Raw genomic sequence first — 24,376 nt, 5'->3', positions numbered from 1 at the left:
TCGCGCCGGGGTTAAGCGCCGCGTTCGCGCCTAGCCCCGGCCGCAAGGCTTTAGTACAGCCCGCCGGTGCCGGAGCGCACGGCGCGGTCGGCTTCCGGCGTGACGGTCTGCGGACGCCCGCCTTGATCGGCCGAGCCAATGATCGAGTAGCTGTCCGGCGGCGCCGTGCCGGGCTTGAAGGCTTCGAGGATGACCTTCGAGTCGCCCCCTGACGCCCGCATGCCGTTCGACGGGTTGATGCGGATCAGCTTGATGCCAGGGGGCACGCGGAACGGGGTCGCGGCCTTGTCGGCGAGCGCGCTTTTCATGAACTCGGTGAACACAGGCGCAGCCAGCTCGCCGCCGGTCTCGCCCTCGCCCATGGAGCGCGGCTTGTCGTAGCCGAGGTAGACGCCGACCGCGAGGTCGGGCGAGAAGCCGACGAACCAGGCGTCGCGGTAGTCGTTCGTGGTCCCGGTCTTGCCGGCGATTGGCCGGCCCACCGCCTTCACGCCCGTCGCCGTGCCGCGCAGCACGACGCCTTCGAGCATCGAGGTGATCTGGTAGGCGGTCATCGGGTCGAGCACCTGCTCGCGACGGTCGACGAGCTTGGGTTCGTCCTGGTTCGCCCAGCCGCCGGCGTTGCAGCCGAGGCACTCGCGGTCGTCGTGCCGGTAGACGGTCTTGCCGGTGCGGTCCTGGATGCGGTCGATCACCGTCGGCGTGATGCGCTTGCCGCCGTTCGCGAACATCGAATAGGCGGCCGTCATGCGCAGCACGGTCGTCTCGCCGGCGCCCAGCGCCATCGACAGGTAGGGCGGCAGGTCGTCCATCACGCCGAAACGCTTGGCGTATTCGGAGATGAGCGGCATGCCCATGTCCTGCGACAGCCGCACCGTCATCACGTTGCGCGACTTCTCGATCCCGAATCGCAGGGTCTGAGGGCCGTAGAACTTCTTCGCGTAGTTCTCGGGGCGCCAGATGCCGATGCCGGGGCCCTGGTCGATCTCGATCGGCGCGTCCATGACGACGGACGACGGGGTGTAGCCGTTGTCGAGGGCGGCCGCGTAGATGAACGGCTTGAACGACGAGCCGGGCTGACGCAGCGCCTGGGTGGCGCGGTTGAACTGGCTCTCGTCATAGGAGAAGCCGCCCGCGAGCGCGAGCACGCTGCCGGTGTAGGGGTCCATCGCGACCAGGCCGCCCGAAACCTCCGGCGGCTGCCGCAGCCGGTACTGGTCGGAGCCTTCCTTGAGCGGCTCGACATAGACCACGTCGCCCGGCTTCACGACCTGGGCGACCGTCTTTACGGCCCGGCCGCGTTCCGGTCCCTTCGCCCACTTCGCCCAGCGCACGCCCTCCAGCGGCAGCACGGCCGTGACGCGCTCATGCGTCACCGCGCCCGACTTCTCCCGACCCGGCTGCAGGCCGATCGTCGCCTGGGTCCCGCCCGCGTCGAGCACGACAGCAAGCCGCCACGGCGCGACGTCGCCATAGGCCGGCACGTCGGCGAGGGCCACGCCCCAGTCGCCCTTCGGATCGATCTCGCGCAGCGGACCGCGCCAGCCGCGCTGCTGGTCGTAGGCCACGAGGCCGTGGCTGAGCGCCTGACGGGCGAGCGCCTGAAGCTTGGGGTCGAGCGTCGTGCGGACCGACAGGCCGCCTTCGTAGAGGCCCTTCTCGCCGTACTTTTCATAGAGGACGCGGCGCACCTCCTCGGCGAAGTACTCGCTCGACGGCAGCTGCGAGCCGGTCGGGCGCGGGTTGACCTCGAGCGGCTCCTTCTTGGCGGCGGCGGCCTCTTCGACGGACGCGTAGCCGTTCTCGGCCATGCGGTCGATCACCCAGTTGCGGCGCTCGATGGCGCGCTCCGGGTAGCGGAACGGGTGGTAGTTGTTGGGCGCCTTCGGCAGCGCGGCGAGGTAGCCGACCTCCGCCAGCGTCAGTTCGGTGACCGCCTTGTCGAAATAGACCAGTGACGCCGCGCCGACGCCGTAGGCGCCCATGCCGAAATAGATCTCGTTGAGGTAGAGCTCGAGGATCCGGTCCTTGGAGTAGGTCTGCTCGATCCGGAGCGAGAGCAGCGCCTCCTTGAGCTTGCGCTCGTAGTTCTGCTGGTTCGTCAGCAGGAAGTTCTTCGCGACCTGCTGGGTGATGGTCGACGCGCCCTGCGGGCGGCGGTCGGCGTTCTGCAGGTTCGACAGCGCCGCGCGGGCGATGCCGGTGAAGTCCAGCCCGCCGTGCTCGTAGAAGTTCTTGTCCTCGGCCGACACGAAGGCGTTGATCACGCGCTTCGGCACCGCCTGGATCGGCAGGAACAGCCGCCGCTCCTTGGCGTACTCCGCGATCAGCCGGCCGTCGTTCGCGTGCAGCCGCGTCATGATCGGCGGCTCGTAGTTCGCCAGCTGCTCGTAGTCGGGGAGTTCGCGCGAGTATTTCCACACGACCACGCCGATCGCCGCCGCGCCGATCACGGCGACGATCGCTCCGGTGGCGAACAGGAAACCCAAGAACCGCACAAGCAGGCGCATGTCACCTCGTTCCGTGTCAACGGCCTTGAACGCGAACGAACGACGCGACGTGGCGCGGGTGCGGTCCGAACAGCGGCCTGAGCGGTACTGGACGGCCCCCCGCCCTGCTCGCGCTTATCAGATACCCGGATCGTGGCGCTTTGTGGAGATTGTACGGCGCATCCGGCCCTGCGCTCAATTCACCCGACCGGGTGTGCTTCCTGCGATACGGGTCTCGAAGTAGCGGTCGATGGCGCTCGAGATCGCGTCCGTCGCCTGATCCCGCCATGCGTCGGACATCAGCAGCTTGGCGTCCTCCTTGCTCGAGAGGTACCCGAGCTCGAGCAGAACGGAGGGCACGTCCGGAGCCTTCAGCACCCGGAAGCCCGCGGAACGCAGGGGGTTCTTGTTCAGCTTCGCGGCCTGCTTGAGGTCGCGCACCAGCATCTTGGCGAACTGGGCGGTGAAGCTGGTGGTTTCGCGGCGGGTGAGGTCGAACAGGATGCCGGCGACCTCCTCGGGCTCGTCCGACAGGTCGACGCCCGCGATGAGGTCGGCCTTGTTCTCCTTGTCCGCAAGCCGCTCCGCCTCCTTGTCGGACGCCTTGGAGGACAGCGTGTAGATCGTGGCGCCCCGGACGCCGAACGGGTCGGTGAGGGTGTCGGCGTGGATCGAGATCATCAGCGCCGCGGCGTTGTCGCGGGCGACCTTCACGCGGCCCGGCAGCGAGATGAAGGTGTCGTCGTCGCGGGTCAGCACGGCCTTCCTGCGCCCGGAGGCCTCGATCTTGGCTTTGAGCTGCTTCGCGAAGGCGAGGACGATGTCCTTCTCGCTCGCGCCGTTGGGGCCGGCCGCGCCGGGATCGACGCCGCCATGGCCGGGATCGATCACCACCACGGGCAGGTCGGTCTTCTCGGCCAGTTTCGCCTGGGGCGGCGTCGCGCCGGTGGTCTCCGGTCCCTGCGCGGCGACGGACTGCAGGAAGGTCTTGCGGTCGCTCGGCGTCAGGTCGAGCACGATGCGGGCCGGCTGGCCGTCGACGGCGTCGAGCACGAAGGCCTTGTCGATCGCGACCGGCCGCGTGACGTCGACCACGATGCGCGAGCGGCCGGGCGCGAACACGCCGAAGCGATAGGCGCTGACGAGCCCCCGCCCCTGCCGGCCGGCCACTTCCGGCAGGCGGAACGCCACCTCGGGCAGGTCGATGATCACCCGGTAGGGATCGGCCAGCGTGAAGGCCTTGATGGACGTCGACGTGGTCAGGTCGATCACCAGACGCGTGCGCTGCTCGTCGCCCGCGAGCCGCGAGTCCGTCGCGACGGGGCGCGGCGGCGTGGCTTCCGCGACGGCGGGTGCGGCCCACGCGACCAGCGTCAGCAGAACGACGGCGAGAAACGACGCGCGAATCATAGCGGTCCGAAACACCTGCTGAAACGAGGAAGTGGCCAACGCGTTCTAAGGATTTAAGGGCTCGCGGTTAACCCGTTCTTAAACCTGTTCGCGCGCTTTCGCGACGCGCTGTGGCGTGGGCGTGACGGCGACCCAGCGAGCGTGCTTGTCAAGCGCACGTTTCGTCCGCTAAAAATGTGCCGCTCACGCTCCGGTGACGCGAGTCTCTTGTGAGACACCCGCCGAACCAGCGTCCGTCACGGCGTCGCGGCTGCGGCGCGCGGCTCGCTCGCACCCCCGATGGGATGGGCGACGCCGATGCGGCGAAGTCGGTCCGTTTCCGGTCATGGTCAAGCGGCGGCTATCGGCGGTTCCGTCTGGGAACGCCGGATCGCTTGCGTGAGCGCTCGAGGGTTCGCCTTCGGGTTCGTCCTTGGGTCCCATTCGCGCCGGCCTCCAACGCCGCGCCGCGACCAATTTGCGAGGTTCGCCGGAGAATGCGCACGGCGCCTAACGCCGCCTCCGCTTCGTCCCGGACTTCGATTCGCCGGATGCTCCGGCTCGCCTCGTTTTCGCGCCGCCTCGCCGCCCTTTCGGTTCACGGCGCGCCCGTCTTCCCTTCATTCGAGCGTTCGCGCGCGTCCCGCGCCCCGCAGGCGCCGTCGGCGACGACGGCTCCGCGCCCGCTCGGCCGTATCCAAGAGTTTCGCCCATGGCCAACAAAATGCTCATCGACGCCACCCACGCGGAGGAGACGCGGGTCGTCGTCGTCCGCGGCTCCCGGGTGGAGGAATTCGATTTCGAAAGCGCGAACCGTCGTCAGCTTCGCGGGAACATCTATCTCGCGAAGGTGACGCGGGTCGAACCGTCGCTGCAGGCGGCGTTCGTCGAATACGGCGGCAACCGCCACGGTTTCCTCGCCTTCAGCGAGATCCACCCCGACTACTACCAGATCCCCGTCGCCGACCGTCAGGCCCTGCTGGCCGAAGAGGAAAAGGCGCACGCCGCCGAGGACGAGCAGCCCGAAGAGAAGCCAGCCGGCGGCCGGCGTCGTCGCGGCCGCGCCCGTCCTAAGGCGGCGCCCGCCAACGGCGACGAGTCGGTGTCGCTCGATCCGGCCCCGGAAGAGGTCGGAGGCGAGGAAGGCCCCGCGCCCGAAGCCTCTGCGGAAGCCGAAAGCGCCGTCGAGGCCCATGTCGCCGAGCAGGAGGAGAAGGTCTCCGGCGAGGACGACCACGACGACGATAGCAACGAAGAAGAGCATCCGGTCGAATCGATCGGCGCGGGCGACGCCCTCGAAGAGATGCCCGAGCGGCGCCCCCGGCACATCCGCTCCTACAAGATCCAGGAAGTCATCAAGCGCCGCCAGGTGCTGCTGGTGCAGGTGGTTAAGGAAGAGCGCGGCACCAAGGGCGCGGCGCTCACCACCTATCTCTCCCTCGCCGGCCGCTACTCCGTGCTGATGCCGAACACCGCCCGCGGGGGCGGCATCTCCCGCAAGATCACCTCCGCCCAGGACCGCAAGCGCCTGAAGGACATGGTTTCGGATCTCGACGTGCCGGAGGGCATGGGCGTCATCCTGCGCACGGCCGGCGCAAGCCGCACCAAGCCCGAGATCAAGCGCGACTTCGAATACCTGATGCGGCTCTGGGAGACGGTGCGCGATCTGACGCTGAAGTCGACCGCGCCCGCGCTCGTCTACGAGGAAGGCTCGCTGATCAAGCGGTCGATCCGCGATCTTTACAACAAGGACATCGACGAAGTTCTGGTCGCCGGCGAAGAGGGCTACCGCGAGGCCAAGGACTTCATGCGCATGCTCATGCCGAGCCATGCGAAGATCGTGCAGCCCTACCGCGACAGCCAGCCGCTGTTCTCGAAGTCCGGCGTCGAAGCCCAGCTCGACGCGATGTTCTCGAACATCGTGACGATGAAATCGGGCGGCTACATCGTCATCAACCAGACGGAAGCGCTCGTCGCGATCGACGTGAACTCGGGCCGCTCGACCCGCGAGCACAACATCGAGGACACCGCGCTCAAGACGAACCTGGAGGCGGCCGAAGAGGTCGCGCGCCAGATGCGCCTGCGGGACCTCGCCGGCTTGATCGTCATCGACTTCATCGACATGGAGGAGAGCCGGAACAACAAGGCGGTCGAGAAGAAGCTCAAAGACTGCCTGAAGGACGATCGCGCGCGCATCCAGCTCGGCCGGATTTCGCATTTCGGCCTGATGGAGATGTCCCGCCAGCGCATCCGCACCGGCGTGCTGGAGAGCTCCAGCGAGGTCTGCCCGGTCTGCGCCGGGGTCGGCACGGTGCGCGCCGTGCCCTCGGTCGCGCTGCATGTCCTGCGTATGGTCGAGGAGCACCTGCGCAAGGACGCGACCCGCAACCTGCTGGTTAAGACCCGCAACGAGGTCGCCCTCTACGTCCTGAACCAGAAGCGCGGCCATCTCGGAGAGATCGAAAGCCGCTTCGGCGTCACCGTGCTGTTCGCGGCGGAGGAGCATCTGCCGACCGGCCAGCACCTGACGATCGAGCGCACCGAACTCGCCACGGGCGAAGCCCGCGCTCCGGTCACGCAGGTCCGCGTCGACAGCATTCCGCCGGACGAGATCGTTGACGAAGATCCGATCGCCGAAGACGAAGAGGTCGAGACCGTCGTCGCCCAGCCGGCCGCGCGCGAGCCGCAGGCCCAGAACGGCGGCGGCGATCAGGACGGCTCCGAGGGCGGCGGCCGTCGTCGCCGCAGGCGCCGCCGGCGTCGCGGCGGCGGCTCCGGCGAGTCATCGTCCTTCGGCGGCGAGCCGCAGGGCGAGACCTCCGCGGAGGCCGAAGGGTCCGACGAGGACGAGACCGAGAACGGTCCGGACGACGCGATCGTGAGCGACGTCGCCGGGGACCAGCCCCTGGCGCCGGTCCCGGTTTCGGTCGAGGAGGTGTCCCAGCCCGTGGAAGCCGCGGCCGAACCTGAGACGGTCGCGGCCGAGGCGGTCGAAGCGAGCGACGAGGACGACGGCAAGCGCCGCCGTCGCGGTCGTCGCGGCGGTCGTCGCAGCACGAAGAAGGACGCCGAAGAGATCGCGGCCGCGGCCCCGGAAGAGGCTCCGAGCGACGCGCTGATCGTCGAGGATGTAGCCGCCTCGGACGTGGCGGAGCCCGCCGAGGAGCCGGCCGCCAAGGAGCTCAACGCCGTGTCGCCGGTCGCTCCGGAGATGGAGGACGTCGCGGCGGCGGAAACCGCTCCGACGCCGGCCGAGGTCGAACAGGCGGCGGCCAAGGAGGCTCCGGAGGAAACCCGCGCGGCGCCTGCGTCCGTGGTTCAGGAGCTTCCGGAAGCGGTCGAGGACCCCAATCGTCCCCGCCGTACCGGCTGGTGGAGCAAGCGCGTCTTCGGCGGCTAGACCGCGGTCAAAAGCTTCCTTGATGCAAGAGGCCCGGACGGCGACGTCCGGGCCTCTTGTCGTTAAGGCCTCGCCCGTGCGGGAGCCGCCTTGCGCGCCTCTGGCCATTGAGCCGGGCCAATGTCTGAGAGCAGATCGCGAAGGAGAACGGTAGTCGTTGCACAGTTCCGCCAAGCCCCTCGCGCCAGGGCGCGGCGACTTCCGGCCGAACCGCCGTCATTGCCTGGCTAAGCCGGGCATACACGACGGGGGGCCAGAGAGTTTCGGTTCTCGTCGACCTGGTGAACCCCGCCGTCATTCCGGGCGAAGTCCCGGAATCGATAAGCCCGCCAGCGGAGACCGATCTCGACCGGCGGGCTTATGGACCCCAGGACAAGCCCGGGGCGACGGCCGCGTGAATCTGAACCGCTGACGCTCCGGACGTGAGGCTACCACGCGCGCGAGAGCGGCCCTCGACTCGACGCGGTCGAGCGGCGACTTGGCCTCCCGCATGACCGCTGGCGGGGCGCGAACCGCTGTCTCCCGAAAGGATCGATTCTGGCAACCGTCCGGACGCGAAAAAGGGCCGGTCACCCGGCCCTTCGCTTCGATCAGTCTACCTCGACGCCTGCGCCTGTTACGGCTGCTTCGGCGGCTCCGTCGCGGCGGGCGCCTGGGGCTCGCCGGGCTGCTCCGTGGCCGCCGGCGGCGCGCTCTGCGGCTTCGGGTCGTCGGCGTTGGAGCCCTGGGGCGAGGTCTCCTGCGACGGGGCCTGCTTCGGCTCGTCGGTCGGCCCGGTCGCCCTGGGGTCGGCCTCCTGCGGCGTGATCGGCGCGGTCGGCTGCTGGGGCGCGGCGGGCGCCGCGGGCTGGGGCGGCTGGGCCGCGCCGGGCTGCTCGGTCGCCTTGCGCAGCGCGGGCAGGATGCCGCCCTGCCCGGAGCCGAGCGGAGCCTGCGGGCCGGCTGCGCCGGCGGGCGCCGCGGCCGGCTTGATGGTGGCCGAGGTCGGCTGCAGGCGGTCGAGCACCGAGCCTCCGCCGTAGCCCGCGAGAATCGTCAGCGTCAGGCTGGTCACGAAGAAGCCCGCCGCGAGATAGGCGGTGACCCGCGTGAGCGTGTTGGCCTGACCGCGGCCCGACATGAAGTTGCTGCCGCCGCCGACCCCGAGGGCGCCGCCCTCCGAGCGCTGGAGCAGCACGACCACGACCAGCGCGAGCACGATCATCAGGTGGAGGACGATGAGGACGGTCTGCATGACGCCTGCGACTTGAAACGGAACGGTTTGGGCGCGCGGACCACCGGCGCGCGCGACGAAGGCGGCTGTTTACACCACGCGCCGCCGGGACGCCACCTCGGCGGGGATCAGCGGGCCGCGGCTTTGGCGATGGCGAGGAAGTCGTCGGCTTTCAGGCTCGCTCCGCCCACCAGCGCCCCGTCAACGTCCGCCACCGCAAGCAGTTCCGCCGCGTTCGAGGGCTTCACCGAGCCGCCGTAGAGAATGCGGATTTTCTCGCCTTCCGGGCCGAAGCGCTCGCCGAGTTGGGCGCGGATGAAGCCGTGCATCTCCGCGACGTCGTCCACGGTCGGCGTCAGGCCGGTGCCGATAGCCCAGACCGGTTCGTAGGCCACCACCACCGTGGCGGCCGTCGCGGCCTCCGGCAGGGAACCCGCCAACTGCGTCCCGACGACCTCCAGCGCCTCGCCCGCGTCGCGCTCCTCGCGCGTCTCGCCGACGCAGATCACGGCCAGCAGCTTGGCCCGCAGCGCCCCCTCGGCCTTGGCGCGCACGACGGCGTCGGTCTCGCCGTGGTCGGCGCGGCGCTCGGAATGACCGACGATGACGGCCTTGCCCCCGACATCCGCGATCATCTCCGGTGAAATGTCTCCGGTGTGCGCGCCGGAGGCTTCAGGATGGCAATCCTGGGCGCCCACCAGCACCCCGGCCCCGCGGGTGGCGGTCGCGAAGCTGGTCAGCAGCGTCGCGGGGGGAAAGACGGCGAGGTCGACTACGTCCTTCAGCGCGCCCTGATAGGCGCCGACGATCCGGACGAACTCCGGCGCGGAGGCGGAGAGGCCGTTCATCTTCCAGTTACCCGCGACGAGCGGCTTGCGGGCGGCGTCGGACATGAAGGCTCCTCCAGGGCACGAAAAGTCTGCGCTTTTCTAGGAACGCGGAGGTAGCAGAACGCGGCGCGCTTGCAAATTCCTCCCGCGGCTGCGATTTGCGGCGCTCGGACGCGTGCCTGTAATGTCGCGCGCCTCGTGCGGGAGAGTCCCGCCGTCCTCGAACGCGAAGATATGTGAACCGCAATGCTTCAAACCCTTCGCAAAGGCGCCGCAGGCTGGGTCGCCAAGATCTTCCTCGGCGTGCTCGTCCTGAGCTTCGCGGTGTGGGGCATCGCGGACATTTTCCGGGTCGGCGGCACGGGCACGGCGGCCGCGACGGTGGGGACCCAGGAGGTCCCGCTCGAGACCTTCCGCCAAGCCTACGCCAATGAGATCCGGCGCGTGAGCCAGCAGGCGAAGCGCCAGATCACTCCGGAGCAGGCGCGCATGGCGGGGCTCGGCGAGCGGACGCTCGGGAACCTCGTCAACGAACTCGCGCTCGACACGCGCGTGACGTCGCTCGGCCTCGCCGTCTCCGACGAGGAGGTCGGCCGCGAGATCACCGAGGACGACGTGTTCAAGGGGCCCGACGGCCGCTTCGATCGCGCCGGCTTCCAGGACATCCTTCGTCAGAACAACCTGAGCGAGAACGCCTACATCACGATGCAGCGCCAGTTCACGGCGCGCCGCCAGCTCACCGACGCGCTGGCCGGCGAGGTGCCGACCCCGCTCGCCTTCCGCGAGGCGCTGCACGGCTTCGTGAGCGATAGCCGCTCGATCTCCTACGTCACGCTGACGCCCGAGGCGCCCTCGGCCGTTCCCGCCCCGTCCGACGCCGCGCTCAAGAGCTACTTCGAGGAGCGCAAGGCGAGCTTCGCCGCCCCGGAGTTCCGCAAGGTCGCGCTTCTCCAACTCGACCCTGCGAAGCTCGCGGCCACCCGCACGGTGCCGGAGCAGGACATCCGCGCCTATTACGACGCCAACAAGCCGAAATACGCCACCGCCGAGAAGCGCTCGATCGAACAAGTGACCTACCCCTCGCTCGACGAGGCGAAGGCCGGCTACGACCGCATCCAGGCCGGCGGCCTGTTCGAGCAGGAGATGGCGCGCCAAAAGATCTCGCCGCAGGACGCGTTCCTGGGCAACCTCTCCAAGGCGGAGATGTTCGACGCGAAGGTTGCGGACGCGGCCTTCGCGCTCGCCCCGAACACGGTCAGCCAGCCCATCCAGGGCGCCTACACGACCGCTCTGCTGCGCGTCACCGGCGTCCAGCAGGAGCAGACGAAGAGCTTCGAGCAGGTAAAGGGCGAGATCCGCAGGCTGGTCGCCGAGGACGCCGCCCGCGCCGATCTCCAGGGCCTTCACGACAAGGTCGATGAGGCGCGCCTCGGCGGCTCGACGCTCGACGAGATCGTCAAGTCCCAGAAGCTGCCGCCGCTGAAACTGGTCGAGGCCATCGACGCGCAGGGCAGCGGCCCGGACGGCAAGCCTGCGCCGGGCGTTCCCGCGTCGGAGCCGCTGGTGAGCGCGATCTTCGCGGCGACCGCAGGCGCCGAGAACGACCCCGTCACGGTCGACGGCGGATATGTCTGGTACGAGGTCCGCGAGGTGAAGCCGGCGCGCGACCGCACCTTCGACGAGGCCCGCGCCGACGTCGAAACCCGCTGGCGCGCGGACGAGGCGCGCAAGCGGCTGGACGCGCGGGCCGACGCCCTGCTCGGCCAGCTCAAGGCCGGCAAGCCGTTCGACCAGACGGCGGCGGCCGAGAAGCTCGAGCTCGATCAGGCCGAGACCACCCGCGTCGGCGGCGCGCCGGACATCACCCAGGCGCAGGCGGTCGCCGTGTTCCAGACGCCGCTCGACGGCTTCGGCAAGACCGCGCCCAACGACCAGGGAGCGCGCCTCGTCTTCAAGGTCACGGCGGAGAACACCCGGCCGTTCGATCCCAACGCGCCGGACGGCACGGGTCAGGTCGCCAAGATTTCGGAAAGCCTCAGCACCGAGGTCGTGTCGGCCTTCGTGCGCCAGATCCGCGATCAGCTCGGCGTGAAGTTCAACGAGCCCGCCATCGCCCAGGTCCTTGGCGGCGGCGAAGGCTGATTCGGTCCCGAAAGTCGCGCTCATGCTGATCTCGCCCGCGATCGCGGCCTTCGCGCCGATCTACGCCGCAGGCCGGCCGCAGGTCGTCTCCACGACCCTGGTCGGAGACCTCGAGACGCCGGTTTCGGCTTTCCTGAAGCTCGCCGAAGGCCGCGCGAACGCCTTCCTGCTCGAGTCCGTCGAGGGGGGCGCCACGCGCGGCCGCTACTCGATGATCGGGCTGAAGCCCGACCTGCTGTGGCGTTCGGTGGGCGGCAAGGCCGAGATCAACCGGCGCGCCGCGACCGATCTCGACGCCTACGAGCCCTGCGACGAACGCCCCCTCGACGCGCTGCGCTCGTTGCTCGCGGAGTCGCGCATCGAGATCGTGGAGGCCCTGCCCCCGATGGCGGCGGGCGTGTTCGGCTATCTCGGCTACGACATGGTCCGGGAGATGGAGGAGCTGCCCTCCCCCAACACCGACGTGCTGCAGGTCCCCGACGCGATCCTGATGCGGCCGACCGTGATGCTGGTGTTCGACGGGGTGAAGGACGAGATCACCGTCGTCACGCCCGTGCGGCCAGAGCCCGGCCTCTCCGCCGAGGCCGCCCATGCGCGCGCCGTCGACCGGCTGACGGAGATCGTGGAGGGGCTCGACCGCACGCCCTCGCGCGAGCCGGCGCAGGTGAACCCCGAGGAACACTACGCCCTCACCTCGAACACCACGCCGGCCGAATACGAGGCGATGGTGCTGCGGGCGAAGGAGTACATCGCGGCCGGCGACATCTTCCAGGTGGTGCTGTCGCAGCGCTTCGAGGCGCCGTTCGACCTGCCGGCCTTCGCGCTTTACCGCGCCCTCCGCCGCACCAACCCGGCGCCCTTCCTCGTCCATCTCGATTTCGGCGGCTTCCAGATCGTCGGGTCGAGCCCCGAAATCCTGGTGCGGGTGCGCGACGGCAAGGTCACGATCCGGCCGATCGCGGGCACCCGTCCGCGCGGCGCGACGCCCGCCGACGACCGCGCGCTGTCGGAGGAGCTGCTGGCCGACCCCAAGGAGCGGGCCGAGCACCTGATGCTGCTCGACCTCGGCCGCAACGATGTCGGCCGCGTGTCGGAGATCGGCTCCGTGGAGGTCACCGACCAGTTCTTCCTCGAGTACTACAGCCAGGTGATGCACATCGTGTCGAACGTCGAAGGCCGGCTTGACCGCCGTCACGACGCGCTCGACGCGCTGGTCGCGGGCTTTCCGGCGGGCACGGTCTCCGGCGCGCCGAAGGTGCGCGCCATGGAGATCATCGACGAGCTCGAGAAGGACAAGCGCGGCGTCTACGCCGGCTGCGTCGGCTACTTCGGGGCGAGCGGCGAGATGGACACCTGCATCGTGCTACGCACCGCGGTGGTCAAGGACGGCCGCATTCACGTGCAGGCGGGCGCCGGAGTCGTCGCCGACAGCGTTCCCGCCGCCGAGCAGGCGGAGTGCGTCAACAAGGCCAAGGCGCTGTTCCGCGCGGCCGAGGAAGCCCGCCGCTTCGCAAGCGGCGCGCGGCGCGCGCAGTAGGCTTTAACGCCGGTCCTCGCGGCGTCGGACGGCCGGCGCCATGCGGCCACACGGGGCGCTCGCAGCGTCGCGCCGCCTCGCCCGGTCCTCCCGCTCGCCGGCGACGCCCGCGCGAAGGTGGCTGAGGACGACGCTTGGGCTGGATGCGGAGTCCTGACAAGGCGGCCCCGCGCATAGAAAAACGGGCGCCCCGGAGGGCGCCCGTTCCAGAAGCCGAACGTCGCCGCGCTCAGTAGCGGCAGGGGACGCGGTAGCGCTCGCCGTAGCGGTTCGTGCCGTAGCAGACTTCGCGCGAACGGCGCTCCGGGCGGGTGTTCGCGCCGACCACGGCGCCGCCCGCCGCGCCAAGGGCGCCGCCGACCAGCGCGCCGCTGGCGCGGCCGCCCGAAACCGCGCTGCCGACGACTGCGCCGGCGCCGGCGCCGATCAAGCCGCCTGACAGCGCGCGCTCGTTGCGGGTCTCGCCGCAGGCGGCGAGGCCGAGGCCCATGGCCGTGACGAGCGTGAGAGTGGCGATCTTATTCATGAGCGTTCTGGCTCCCGTTGATGATGCGCGCGAAAATAGGCCTGCGGAGCGCCGCGGCTAGTGGTGTTTCGCCGCGACTTTCGCACGGACCCCGGCGGAAAGCGGTCCCATCCTGCTTAAACAAGAGGTCAAGGCTATCGCAGCCGACGTTTCGCGGATCAGCGAACGGAGACCGCGCCCGCCGCGTTCAGCTCTCGTTCGATGGCGGCCACGACCTTCGGATCGGTCGGCCGGGTCGAGGGTCCGAAGCTCGCGACGACGCCGCCGTCGGCTCCGATCAGATATTTGTGAAAGTTCCAGCGCGGGGCGGCGTCCGGCGACGAGCGCGCGGTCCAGCGATAGAACGGGTGCGCGTCGTCGCCCGTCACGTGCTGCTTGGCTGCGAACGGAAAGGTCGCGTGGTGGCTCTCGGCTGAGCTGCGGATCGTCGCCGCGTCGCCGGGCTCCTGGCGGAAGTCGTCGCTCGGCACCGCGATGACGGCGAGGCCTCGGTCGCGGTAGCGCGTCCAGAGCTCTCCGAGGTCGCCCAACTGCCCGGCGAACCCGCAGCGGGAGGCGGTGTTGACCACGAGGACCGGCTTGCCGACGTAGCTCGCGAGCCGGATTTTTCCGCCCTCCAGCCCGTCGAAGGCGAAGGCGGCCGCGGTGGTTTCGCTGCGTTCGGCGGCGTCCGCGGCGGGCAGGCACACGGCAAGGGCGACAAGCGCTCCGGCGAAATGCGCGATCATGGACGGCATCGGTCGATCCTCCGCGGGGGGCGTGCTCTCGAGATTCGCGCCCGATGCGAAGCTGGATCAGTCGCGCGCGGCGATCAACGCGCGTTCATCATCCGCAGCGGCCCGACGCCGAAGCTGCCCGGGGTCCTGGCCGGCTTCTTCATCGCCTCGGGGTTCATCGCCGCCACGAGCTGCAGGAACATGGCGCCCGGGAGCGGCGGCGCGAACACGTAGCCCTGCGCCATGCGGACGCCCTTCGCGCGCAGGTATTCGAGCTGCTCGAAACTCTCCACGCCCTCCGCGATGAGCTCGAGGCTCATGTCGTTCGCGAGCTTCACCATGCTGTCGACGATCGCGATCGAGTAGCGGTCCGTCCCGACGGCGTCGACGAACATCTTGTCCATCTTCATGACGTCGACGCCGAGCTTCAGCAGGTAGGACAGGCCGCCGTGACCCGTGCCGACGTCGTCCAGCGCCACCCGGACGCCAAGCGCCTGCAGCTTGGCGATGACGAGCCGAGCGCGCGGGATGTCGTTCAGGGGCTGGCGCTCGGTCACCTCGAACATCAGCTGGTTCATGCGGATCGGCGAACCTTCGAAGATGCGCTGAACGTCGTCGACGATGTCGGAGTCGTCGAAATGGCCGGCGAAGAGATTGAAGCCGACCTTGAGCTGCGGCAGGCGCGCGTAAGCGTCCGCGAGTTCGTCGCGGGCGGCCTCCATGAGGGCGAGCGTCATCGGGAAGATCTCGCCGCTCGCCTCTGCGAGCGCGATGAACCGGCCGGGGGGGATCATCGTCCCGTTCCGGCGGCGCCAGCGGACCAGCACCTCGCAGCCCGCGAGCTTGCCCGTCGTGATGTCGATCACCGGCTGGTAGTACGGCACGAACTCGCCGTCGCGGATGCCGTCGGCGATCTCGCGCACCGGGCCGCCCATGCGCCGACGGAAGAGGTAGACGCCGAACGCCACCACGATCGCGAACACGCCGCCGCCGATGTTGGCGTAGAAGAACAGCCCGGCGTTGGCCCGAAGCAGCGCGCTGCCCGGCACCTCGATATCGACCTTGAACGGGTAGCGTTGCGAGGCCGCGCTGGAGACCACCGACGGCAGGCGCGACGACCGCTCCTCGGCCACGTCCTCGACGAGCGAGCGCCGGGCGACGGCCGTGCCGTCGACGGTCGTGAGCTGGGCGATGAACGCCGCGGTCAGCCGGCTTTTCAGGAAATGCGGGAAGAGACGCTCGCCGGGAATCAGCACGCGGACGGAGGCCGGCCCGTCGTTCGCCCAGGTCAGCCGGATGAGCTGCGAGACGCCCGACTCGCCGATCGAGACTGTGGCGAGCGTAACGTTGAGGCTGAGCGTGTCGTGTTCGGGGGAGGTGCGGCGGACGACGCGCGGCTGCCCGTTCGCGGCGCAGATCGCCCCGCCGGACCTGTCGACGACGGCGATCTCCGCGATGAAGCTCGCCCGCTGCTCGGCCTTCTGGAGGAGATCGACCACCGTCCGCGAGCAGTCGCCCACGTCCTTGAGGCCGACGCCGATGAGCGCCGTGGCGGCGTCGTCGAGCCGCGATTCGGAGAGCGCGAGGACCTCGCCCGCGACATAGTCCACGTCGCGCTGGGTGCCGGTGATCAGATTGAAGCCGAGCAGGACATTGACGCCGATGATCGGGATCGCAGCGAGGGCGATCCCGATCAGCAGCGTGTTCCTCCAGGAGCCCCCTTCGTCCCGCACCAAACGTCTAGCCCCAGAGCCCGCCGCTGCGACCAGGAACGGCGGAGCGCGCAAGCTTCGCGAGACTGCGCTTTCTTGCTTAATGCACGGCTAATCCGCCGCGCTTTCGCCCACCTGGGCTTCGACCACGGCGAGCGCCGTCATGTTGACCACGCCGCGGGCCGTGACCGACGGCGTGAGGATGTGCGCCGGACGATCGGCGCCGACCAGGATCGGGCCGACAGGGAGCGCGTCCGCCACGGCCTTGATCAGCTGGGCGCTGATGTTGGCGGCGTCGAGGTTCGGGAACACCAGAAGGTTGGCTTCGCCGGACAGCGTCGAGCTCGGCAGCAGCCGTTCCCGAAGCACGGGCGAGAGCGCGACGTCCGCCATCATCTCGCCGTCCACTTCCAGGTGCGGGGCGGCCTTGCGGATGATCGCGAGCGCGTCCCGCATCTTCCGCGCCGAGGGCGTGTCGTGGGAGCCGAAGCTCGCATGCGACAGCAGCGCGATCTTCGGCGTGATCCCGAAGCGCTCGACGCTCTTCGCGCCGTGGATCGCGCTCTCGGCGATGCTGCGGGCGTCCGGCTCCGCCGTCACGTAGGTGTCCGTGAGGAAGTAGACGCCGCGGGCGGTGATGAGCAGCGACAGGGTGGAGTAATCCGGCGCTCCCGGCTTACGGCCGATCACCTGGTCGATCAGGTCGAGATGATCGTGAAAGCGCCCTTCCAGGCCGCAGATCATCGCGTCGGCGTCGCCGCGGATCACCGCGAGAGCCGCGATCGCGGTCGAGTTCGTGCGCACCACCGTGCGCGCGAGGTCCGGGGTCACGCCGCTGCGGCCCGCGCGCTCAAGATAGAGCGAGACATAGTCCCGGTAGCGCGGATCGTCCTCGGGGTTGATGACCTCGACGTCGCCCGGCTTCAGGGTGAGGCCCCAGCGCTTGGCGCGGACCTCGATGACGTGGGGACGGCCGATCAGGATCGGTGTCGCGATGCCTTCCTCCAGCGACACCTCGGCGGCGCGCAGCGCGCGCTCGTCCTCGCCGTCGGCGTAGATCACCCGCTTGGGCGCGGCCTTCGCCGCCGCGAACACCGGCTTCATCACGAAGCCGGAGCGGAACACGAAGCGGTTGAGCTGGTCTTCATAGGCCCGGAAGTCGGCGATCGGCCGGCGCGCGACGCCGCTCTCCATCGCCGCGCGGGCGACGGCGGGCGCGATGCGCAGGATCAGGCGCGGGTCGAACGGGCTCGGGATCAGCGACTCGGGGCCGAACAGACGGGTCTCGCCGCCATAGGCCTTGGCGACCACGTCGGAGGACGGCTCGCGCGCGAGGGCCGCGATGGCGCGGACCGCGGCGGCCTTCATCTCCTCGTTGATCTCGGTCGCCGCCACGTCGAGCGCGCCGCGGAAGATGTAGGGGAAGCACAGGACGTTGTTGACCTGGTTCGGGAAGTCCGAGCGCCCGGTGCAGATCATGGCGCCGGGGCTCGCCTCGCGGGCGACGTCCGGCATGATCTCGGGATTCGGGTTGGCGAGCGCGAGGATCATCGGCTTCTCGGCCATCCGCGCGACCATCTCCGGCTTCAGCACGCCGCCAGCGGAGAGCCCGAGGAACACGTCGGCGCCGTCGATGACCTCGGCGAGCGTCCGCTTGTCCGTGTCCTGGGCGTAGACCGCCTTCCAGCGGTCCATCAGGGTCTCGCGGCCGAGGTACGCCACGCCCTCGATGTCGGTGACCCAGATGTTCTCGCGCTTCGCGCCGAGGGTCACGAGCAGGTTGAGGCAGGCGATCGCCGCGGCGCCGGCGCCGGAGGTGACGATCTTGACGTCGGCGATGTTCTTGCCGGCGAGTTCGAGGCCATTGGTGATCGCGGCCGCGACGATGATGGCGGTGCCGTGCTGGTCGTCGTGGAAGACCGGGATGCCCATGCGCTTCTTGCAGGCTTCCTCGACCTCGAAGCACTCCGGAGCCTTGATGTCCTCGAGGTTGATGCCGCCGAAGGTCGGCTCGAGCGCGCAGATCACCTCGACCAGCCGGCTCGCGTCCTTCTCGGCCACCTCGATGTCGAACACGTCGATGCCGGCGAACTTCTTGAACAGGACGGCCTTGCCTTCCATCACCGGCTTGCTGGCGAGCGGGCCGATGTCGCCAAGCCCGAGCACGGCTGTGCCGTTGGACAGCACGGCGACGAGGTTCTGCCGAACGGTCAGTTCGGCGGCCTGGTCCGGATCTTCCGCAATGGCGTCGCACGCCGCCGCGACGCCCGGCGAATAGGCGAGCGCAAGGTCGCGCTGGTTGCCCAGAGGCTTGGTCGCCTGGATCTCGATCTTGCCCGGTCGGGCGCCCGTCGCCGCGGAGCCGCGATGGTAAACGAGCGCGCCGCTCCGCAGATCGTCGGACATATTGCTGGACATTGATCGATCCCCTCCGCGGCCGCTCTCTAGGTCGGACGTCTAATGCGGCCTTTTCGCACAGTTTTTCAAAATGGCCACCCTCAACTGAAGGAGGCCGCCCAGCGCGGGCCGCGCCGTCCGGCTGGCGGTTCGCCAGACCCGGACTTCGACGTCATGACTGAGACGATCTCATGATGGCCGGGTGTGAAACGCGCGCTCGATCACGTCGGCGAGACGATCGAGCGGATGCTCGGTCAGGATGGACAGCCGGTCGAGGCGGTGGGTCCAACCCATGCGGGCGAGATCCAACAGACTGGCGTCGAAGGCGAGCCCCCGGCGGACATGAACCGCGAGCTCCGCGGCGTCGCGGCCGGGCACCCGGTAGCCGTCCGGGCGCGCCACGACCGTCGGCCGCCGCGCCGCGATCGCCTCCGCGACCATCGACATCGAGTCCGCCGTCACGATGACGGCGTCGGCCGCGAAGGCGTCGAGGTTCGACATCAGTCCGGCGCTGCGGAAGTCGATGATCCGCACCGCATCGCCCGCGGGCTTCAGCGCTGCGACGAAGCGGTCGAAGCCGCTCGCCGGCGTGCGGCGCGAGTTCGAGACGACAACCTCCAGGCCCTCGTCGACCAGTCCGCGGACCAAGGCTTCCAACTGCGCGAAGTCCGCCTCCGAAAGCGTGTGATGCTTGGTCGCGCCGCCGAGCAGCAGCGCCGCTTTGCGCCGCTCCGCCCCCTTGCGCGCCGGCGGAAGGCCGTCAGGATCGATTTCGCTGGGCCGCAGCACCACGACGCCCTGGCTGAACCGGACGCGCGCAGGGTCCGGCCGCAGCAGCACGTCGAACTCGGCCACGAACGGCAGCTTGGGGAACCCGAAATAGATCGAGCGCGCGCCGGTCGCCCGCGCCAGCGCGATGGCCGCGGCCGAGATCGACGGGCCTGTGGCGACCACGACGTCGAATCGCTCCGAGGCGAGCTGCGCGACGGTCCCCTCGCGCTCGTCGAGCGCGTCGAAACGGCCAGGCCAGAATCGGTCGAACGGCATGAGGCGCGCCTGCAGCCGCTCCCAGCGGCGCGAGCCGCCGCCCAGCGCGCGAAGCGCGAGCCGTCGCGCCTCCACCGGCCGACGACGCGTGATCGCCGTCAGCACGCCGAGCGTGATGCGGTCGTGGCCCGCGACGCCGTCCGACAGCGCGAGCGCGCGCAAGGGGCGCCCGAGCAGCCCGCTCATGTCACTCGCGCCAGTTGGCCGCGATCCATGGCGTGGGGCGGACGTATTTGTAGATCCGCTTGAGCGGCGGGGCGGGCCAACGACCGTCGCGCGCCTCGTCTGGATTGGGGCGGCCGGTGAAGCAGATCACCTTGGCATCCGCAGGCAGCTCGGGCGTCTTCACGAAGTTCAGGGGCCAGCTCGGGATCAGGGTGTGCTTGAAGCTGACGCACCACGGGGCGGGCCAGTAACGCTTCCGCTCGCCGATCGTGCGCGAGATGTAGGTCTGGCTGTTCGGGTGGCTGGCGATCGTACCCGCCGGATCTTTCATGAAGGCGTCGTAGATCTCGGAATAGGCCCCGACCTCGAACCGGTAGACCGAGGTGTTGCCGATCCCCTGCCCCATCTGCGTCCAGTTCTCGGCCACGATGAAGTCCGCCTCGGGCGCGTGGTCGAAAAAGGGATCGAGGTCGCCGGTGATCACGACGTCGAGGTCGAGGAACAGCACCCGGCCAGAGATCCCTTCGAGTTCTCGCGCCCAAAGCGAGACCTTGCGCCACGACTTCCACATGTGGCTCGGCGGCATGTCGATCGGCGGCAGTGGATAGCTTTCCACCTCAGGCCGGAACCCTGCAGCGTCGTTGGTGTAGCAAACCAGTCGGAACGGCCGGCGCGTGTTGCGCGCGATCATCGCATAGAGCTTGTTGACGTAATCCGCCCCGTACATGCTGCCCCAGCGGATGCAGATGAACGTTTGCGTCATGGGGGCGGCCTCGGGTCTGGGACGACGTTGGAGCGGCGGCACCATGCCCGCGAACGGGGCCGGCTTTCAAGCCGAGCGGTCGTCGCGCGCAGGACGGAACTGGACCGTGCGTGCGAGCGCTAAGCGTCGGGCGCGCGAGCGCGTCGTCGAAAGGGAGATCGTCCGCGCGCATGAAGAAGCGGTATGGAATCATCGGGGTCGCGCTCGCGCTTGGCCTGACGTTCATCGGTCTCGCTTTGGCGCCTGCGGTCGCGAACCGCTTCGCCGCCTCGGAGGTGGACAGGGCGCTGGAGCGGATCCGTCGGCTGAACACGGCCGTCGCGAGCCGCGGCGCGGTCGATTACGACCTGTTCCGGCAGTCGCTCGTCGTGACCGACATCGCGGTGGATTCCCCGGGCGCCGACGGCGCAAAGATCCAGATCGGCCGGGTCACGATCCAGCGCCCGGGCGGCCGGGAGGACCGCATGGTGGCGGACTCCATCCTCCTCGAGAACGTCTCCGTCACGCTCGCAAACGAGACGCTCACCATCCCGACGATCGAGGTCGCCGGCTACGAGGGCCCGGCCCAGGGCCTCGTCAGCCCGCCCCGCGTCGGTCGCGCCGCCCGCACCCAGGCGGACATGATCGCCCAGGTGTCGATCCGCAGCGGGCGCGTGCCCGAGATGACAAGCGTCAACGCCGACCTCAAGGCGACGCGCACGATCCGCAACGTCGTGCTGGGTCCCGCCGCCAACGGAGTCGTCAGCCGGGCCACGATCGAGAGCGTCGGGCTTTCGATGCGCCCGCCGCCCGGCGCCAGCGCGGACGCGACCAACGCGCTCAGCCTCGGCGCAGCCACGCTTGAGGGCGTCAGCCTGCCGACGCTGATGCGCTTCGAGGCCGGCGACGGCCAGGGCGAGCGCGAGATCGCCGTGGCGCGGGCCGAGGTCCAGGGCGTTTCGCTGCGGGCGCCTACCGCTTCTTACGGGTTGGTGAACGCGACCGTCGGGCGCCTGACGCTCGAAGACCTCGCTCTCCGGCCCCTCGCCTTCCCGACCCAGGCCATCGACCAGCTCGCCAACAAGGCCCGCTCGGACGAGCCGTTGACGCCCGCCGAGGTCCGCCAGCTGATGCTGATGGCCGTCGACAGCGTGCGCGCCGTCGCGATTGGGCGCGCCGCCGCCAACGACGCCACGCTGTCGTTCGACGTCGAGGGTCCCCGCAGCGCCTCGGCCGGACTGGTCGAGGCCACGGCCGTCGCGGACGGTCGGGTCGGCCAGCTGCGGTTCGAGGCCTTCCGCGCCGAGACCACGGAGGCCTCGGCGGCGGCCGGAAGCGGGGCGGTCACGGATTTCGACGCCACCGGGCTGCTCGCCTACGCCCAGGAGGTCGGCGACGACAAGATCCTGCTCACGAGCACGCCGCCGGCGGAGAAGATGATGGGGCTGACGCCGCGCGCGGCCTCGGCCGAACTGGCGACCGTGGAGATCGTCCGCAACGGCTACGCCGTCCGGGCGGGCAAGCTGCGCACCGGTCAACGCGGCGACGTCGCCGCGGCGCTGCCCAACCACATCAGCCTCGCCGTCGAGCATCTGCAGGCGCCCTTGCCGCCGCGGTGGCGCGTCGGGCGCTATCTGCAGGACGCCGGAGTGGAGGAGATTAACCTGAGCTTCGCCGCCGACGTCTCCCTCGACGCCACAACGCAGATCCTGAAGCTGGAGCAGCTCGCCTACGACGCTCCGGGCGTCGCCGACGTGAGACTCACCGGCTCGCTGGTCAACGTCGATCCCAAGGTCGCGGTGGAGCGCGGCGGCGAATTGATCGAGAAGCTGTCCGAGGTGACGGTCGAACCCTTCGCGCTGAAGGTCGTGGACCACGGCGGTCTCGCCGCCGCGCTCGCCTACGCCGCCGACCGCGTCGGGCGCCCGCCCGACGTCTACCGCGAGGATCTGGCGCAGCAGGTCGAGCAGACGGTGGCCGAGATCCTCGGCCCCTCGGCCGACGCCTCGGGGCGCGCGCTCGGGCTGTTCATCCGCAAGGGCGGCGCGCTCGACGTGGCGATTACCCCGAAGGGCGCCGACACGCGCCTGCTTCGGGTCCTGGGCCTGATCGGGCTTGGCCCCGTCGGCCTCGCCCAGGCGCTCGACCTGACGATCGTCACCCGCGACGGATGACCGGGGCGGTCACGCCTTCGGCAGCGCCGGGCGAAGGTGCAGCTCCTTGAGCTGCTGGGGGGTCGCCGGCGTCGGCGCGCCCATCAGCAGATCCTCGGCGCGCTGGTTCATCGGGAAGATCGAGATCTCGCGCAGGTTGGTCGAGCCCGTGAGCAGCATCACGATGCGGTCCACGCCGGCCGCCATGCCGCCATGCGGCGGCGCGCCGTACTGGAACGCGCGGTACATGCCGCCGAAGCGCTCGACCACCGTCTCCTCGCCGTAGCCCGCGATCTCGAAGGCCTTCACCATCGCCTCCGGGCGGTGGTTGCGGATGCCCCCGGAGGCGATCTCGTAGCCGTTGCAGGCGATGTCGTACTGGAACGCCTTGATGGTGAGCGGGTCCTGCCCCTTGAGCGCGTCGAGGCCGCCCTGCGGCATGGAGAAGGGGTTGTGGGAGAAGTCGACCTTCTTCTCGTCTTCGTTCCACTCGTACATCGGGAAGTCGACGATCCAGGCGAGCTCGAACCGGTCGTGGTCGACGAGCTTCAGGTCCTCGCCGACCTTGGTGCGCGCGAGGCCCGCGAACCGAACGAAGGTCGCGGGGTCGCCCGCCACGAAGAAGGCGGCGTCGCCCTCCTTGAGGCCGAGCTGCTCGCGGATCGCCGCGGTGCGCTCCGGACCGATGTTGTTCGCGATCGGGCCGGCGCCCTCGCCGCCCTCTCGCCACATGACGTAGCCGAGGCCGGGCTGGCCTTCCGACTGGGCCCACGAGTTCATGCGGTCGCAGAACGCGCGGCTGCCCCCCGAGGGGCCGGGAATGGCCCACACGCGGTTGGTCTCGGTCTCCAGCATGCGCGCGAAGACCTTGAAGCCCGATCCGCGGAAGTGCTCCGACACGTCCTGCATGACGAGCGGGTTGCGCAGGTCCGGCTTGTCGGTGCCGTACTTGGCGAGAGACTCGGCGTAGGGGATGCGCGGCCAGTTCTTCGTCACCGGCTTGCCGTTGGCGAAGTCCTCGAACACGCCGGTGATCACCGGCTCCACGGCCGCGAACACGTCCTCCTGCTCGACGAAGCTCATCTCGAGGTCGAGCTGGTAGAACTCGCCGGGCAGGCGGTCGGCGCGCGGGTCCTCGTCGCGGAAGCAGGGCGCGATCTGGAAGTAGCGGTCGAAGCCGCTCATCATGATCAGCTGCTTGTACTGCTGCGGCGCCTGCGGCAGCGCGTAGAACGTGCCGGGGTGGATCCGGCTCGGCACGAGGAAGTCGCGCGCGCCTTCGGGGCTCGACGCCGTCAGGATCGGGGTCTGGAACTCGAAGAAGCCCTGCCCCTTCATCTTCGCCCGCATGGCGTCGATGATCGCGCCGCGGGTCATGATGTTCCGGTGCAGCTTCTCGCGGCGCAGATCGAGGAAGCGGTAGCGGAGACGCGTCTCCTCCGGATAGTCCTGGTCGCCGAACACCGGCAGCGGCAGCTCGGCCGCGGGCCCCAGAACCTCGATCTCCTTCGCGTAGATCTCGACCTGACCGGTCGGCAGTTCGGCGTTCTCGGTGCCGGCGGGGCGGGTGCGCACCGCGCCGTCGATGCGGATCACCCATTCCGAGCGCACGGTCTCGGCGAGCTTGAACGCCGCGCTGTCGGGATCAACGACAACCTGCGTCAGGCCGTAATGGTCGCGCAGGTCGATGAACAGCACGCCGCCGTGGTCGCGGACGCGATGAACCCAGCCGGACAGGCGAACGGTCTCGCCGACATGGTCGGAGCGGAGTTCGCCGCAGGTTTGGGTGCGGTAGCGGTGCATCGTGATGTCGTCCCGGGTCGTTCGGCGCGCAGCCGGAAAAGCCGCGGGACCACGGCATGCAGGCGGCGATGTTGTCAAGGATGTCGGCGCGAGCACGGAGACACCGGCGATCGAC

At 69.7% G+C, this 24,376-nt stretch carries 15 protein-coding genes; 4 read left to right on the top strand and 11 right to left on the bottom strand.

The genetic code is table 11. The annotated features are described in order from the left end of the window. Positions 1 to 50 precede the first annotated feature (50 nt). Together K244_RS0105335 and K244_RS0105330 are read right to left on the bottom strand one after the other, a co-directional pair. Entirely contained in the window at positions 51 to 2,510 is a 2,460-nt protein-coding gene (locus K244_RS0105335; RefSeq protein ID WP_020185218.1) for a penicillin-binding protein 1A, read from the bottom strand. A gap of 174 nt (positions 2,511 to 2,684) precedes the next feature. Beyond that, positions 2,685 to 3,899 (bottom strand): N-acetylmuramoyl-L-alanine amidase, encoded by a 1,215-nt coding sequence (locus K244_RS0105330; protein WP_020185217.1) that lies wholly within the window; start codon positions 3,897 to 3,899, stop codon positions 2,685 to 2,687. 691 nt (positions 3,900 to 4,590) lie between these two features. On the opposite strand from K244_RS0105330, the gene K244_RS0105325 reads away from it, so the two are divergent. Further along, on the top strand, positions 4,591 to 7,278 hold the full coding sequence (locus K244_RS0105325; protein WP_020185216.1) for a ribonuclease E/G: 2,688 nt from the start codon (positions 4,591 to 4,593) through the stop codon (positions 7,276 to 7,278). Positions 7,279 to 7,894: 616 nt separating this feature from the next. Here the strand turns inward: K244_RS0105325 and secG are convergent. Both secG and tpiA read right to left on the bottom strand, forming a co-directional pair. Continuing rightward, entirely contained in the window at positions 7,895 to 8,512 is a 618-nt protein-coding gene (gene secG, locus K244_RS24395; protein ID WP_020185215.1) for a preprotein translocase subunit SecG, read from the bottom strand. A gap of 107 nt (positions 8,513 to 8,619) precedes the next feature. Next, positions 8,620 to 9,384, bottom strand: coding sequence for a triose-phosphate isomerase (tpiA, locus tag K244_RS0105315; protein WP_020185214.1), 765 nt, complete (start codon positions 9,382 to 9,384; stop codon positions 8,620 to 8,622). A 183-nt stretch (positions 9,385 to 9,567) separates the two neighbouring features. Here tpiA and K244_RS0105310 point away from each other — a divergent pair, with 183 nt between their 5' ends. Both K244_RS0105310 and trpE read left to right on the top strand, forming a co-directional pair. Beyond that, positions 9,568 to 11,463 (top strand): SurA N-terminal domain-containing protein, encoded by a 1,896-nt coding sequence (locus K244_RS0105310; RefSeq protein ID WP_020185213.1) that lies wholly within the window; start codon positions 9,568 to 9,570, stop codon positions 11,461 to 11,463. A 22-nt stretch (positions 11,464 to 11,485) separates the two neighbouring features. After that, a complete protein-coding gene (gene trpE / locus K244_RS0105305; protein ID WP_024816327.1) occupies positions 11,486 to 13,000 on the top strand; it encodes an anthranilate synthase component I in 1,515 nt (504 codons plus the stop codon). A 229-nt stretch (positions 13,001 to 13,229) separates the two neighbouring features. Here trpE and K244_RS0105300 read toward each other — a convergent pair whose 3' ends face one another. The 6 genes from K244_RS0105300 to K244_RS0105275 all read right to left on the bottom strand — a co-directional run bounded on the left by K244_RS0105300 (position 13,230) and on the right by K244_RS0105275 (position 20,326). After that, a complete protein-coding gene (locus tag K244_RS0105300; RefSeq protein WP_020185211.1) occupies positions 13,230 to 13,526 on the bottom strand; it encodes a glycine zipper domain-containing protein in 297 nt (98 codons plus the stop codon). Between the two features lie 158 nt (positions 13,527 to 13,684). Further along, complete coding sequence (locus K244_RS0105295; RefSeq protein ID WP_020185210.1) at positions 13,685 to 14,263, bottom strand: glutathione peroxidase; 579 nt, start codon at positions 14,261 to 14,263, stop codon at positions 13,685 to 13,687. 74 nt (positions 14,264 to 14,337) lie between these two features. After that, positions 14,338 to 15,975, bottom strand: a complete 1,638-nt coding sequence (locus K244_RS0105290; protein WP_051460079.1) for an EAL domain-containing protein — start codon at positions 15,973 to 15,975, stop codon at positions 14,338 to 14,340. Positions 15,976 to 16,065: 90 nt separating this feature from the next. Further along, positions 16,066 to 18,372 carry an NADP-dependent malic enzyme gene (locus K244_RS0105285; RefSeq protein WP_024816326.1) on the bottom strand — a complete coding sequence of 769 codons (2,307 nt, stop codon included), beginning with the start codon at positions 18,370 to 18,372 and terminating at the stop codon, positions 16,066 to 16,068. Positions 18,373 to 18,540: 168 nt separating this feature from the next. Then, positions 18,541 to 19,584 (bottom strand): ELM1/GtrOC1 family putative glycosyltransferase, encoded by a 1,044-nt coding sequence (locus K244_RS0105280; protein WP_020185207.1) that lies wholly within the window; start codon positions 19,582 to 19,584, stop codon positions 18,541 to 18,543. A 1-nt stretch (position 19,585) separates the two neighbouring features. Beyond that, positions 19,586 to 20,326 carry a hypothetical protein gene (locus K244_RS0105275; protein WP_020185206.1) on the bottom strand — a complete coding sequence of 247 codons (741 nt, stop codon included), beginning with the start codon at positions 20,324 to 20,326 and terminating at the stop codon, positions 19,586 to 19,588. Positions 20,327 to 20,496: 170 nt separating this feature from the next. Here K244_RS0105275 and K244_RS0105270 point away from each other — a divergent pair, with 170 nt between their 5' ends. Continuing rightward, positions 20,497 to 22,479: a hypothetical protein gene (locus K244_RS0105270; RefSeq protein WP_020185205.1), complete on the top strand. Its 1,983-nt coding sequence runs from the start codon at positions 20,497 to 20,499 to the stop codon at positions 22,477 to 22,479. A 9-nt stretch (positions 22,480 to 22,488) separates the two neighbouring features. On the opposite strand, the gene aspS is transcribed toward K244_RS0105270, so the two are convergent. Beyond that, positions 22,489 to 24,261 (bottom strand): aspartate--tRNA ligase, encoded by a 1,773-nt coding sequence (gene aspS, locus K244_RS0105265; RefSeq protein ID WP_020185204.1) that lies wholly within the window; start codon positions 24,259 to 24,261, stop codon positions 22,489 to 22,491. Positions 24,262 to 24,376 lie beyond the last annotated feature (115 nt).

It is taken from the genome of Methylopila sp. 73B, assembly GCF_000526315.1.
Taxonomy (GTDB): Bacteria; Pseudomonadota; Alphaproteobacteria; order Rhizobiales; family Methylopilaceae; genus Methylopila.
Note: the sequence above shows the minus strand (reverse complement) of the source record. Positions and strands in the feature narration are given on the sequence as shown.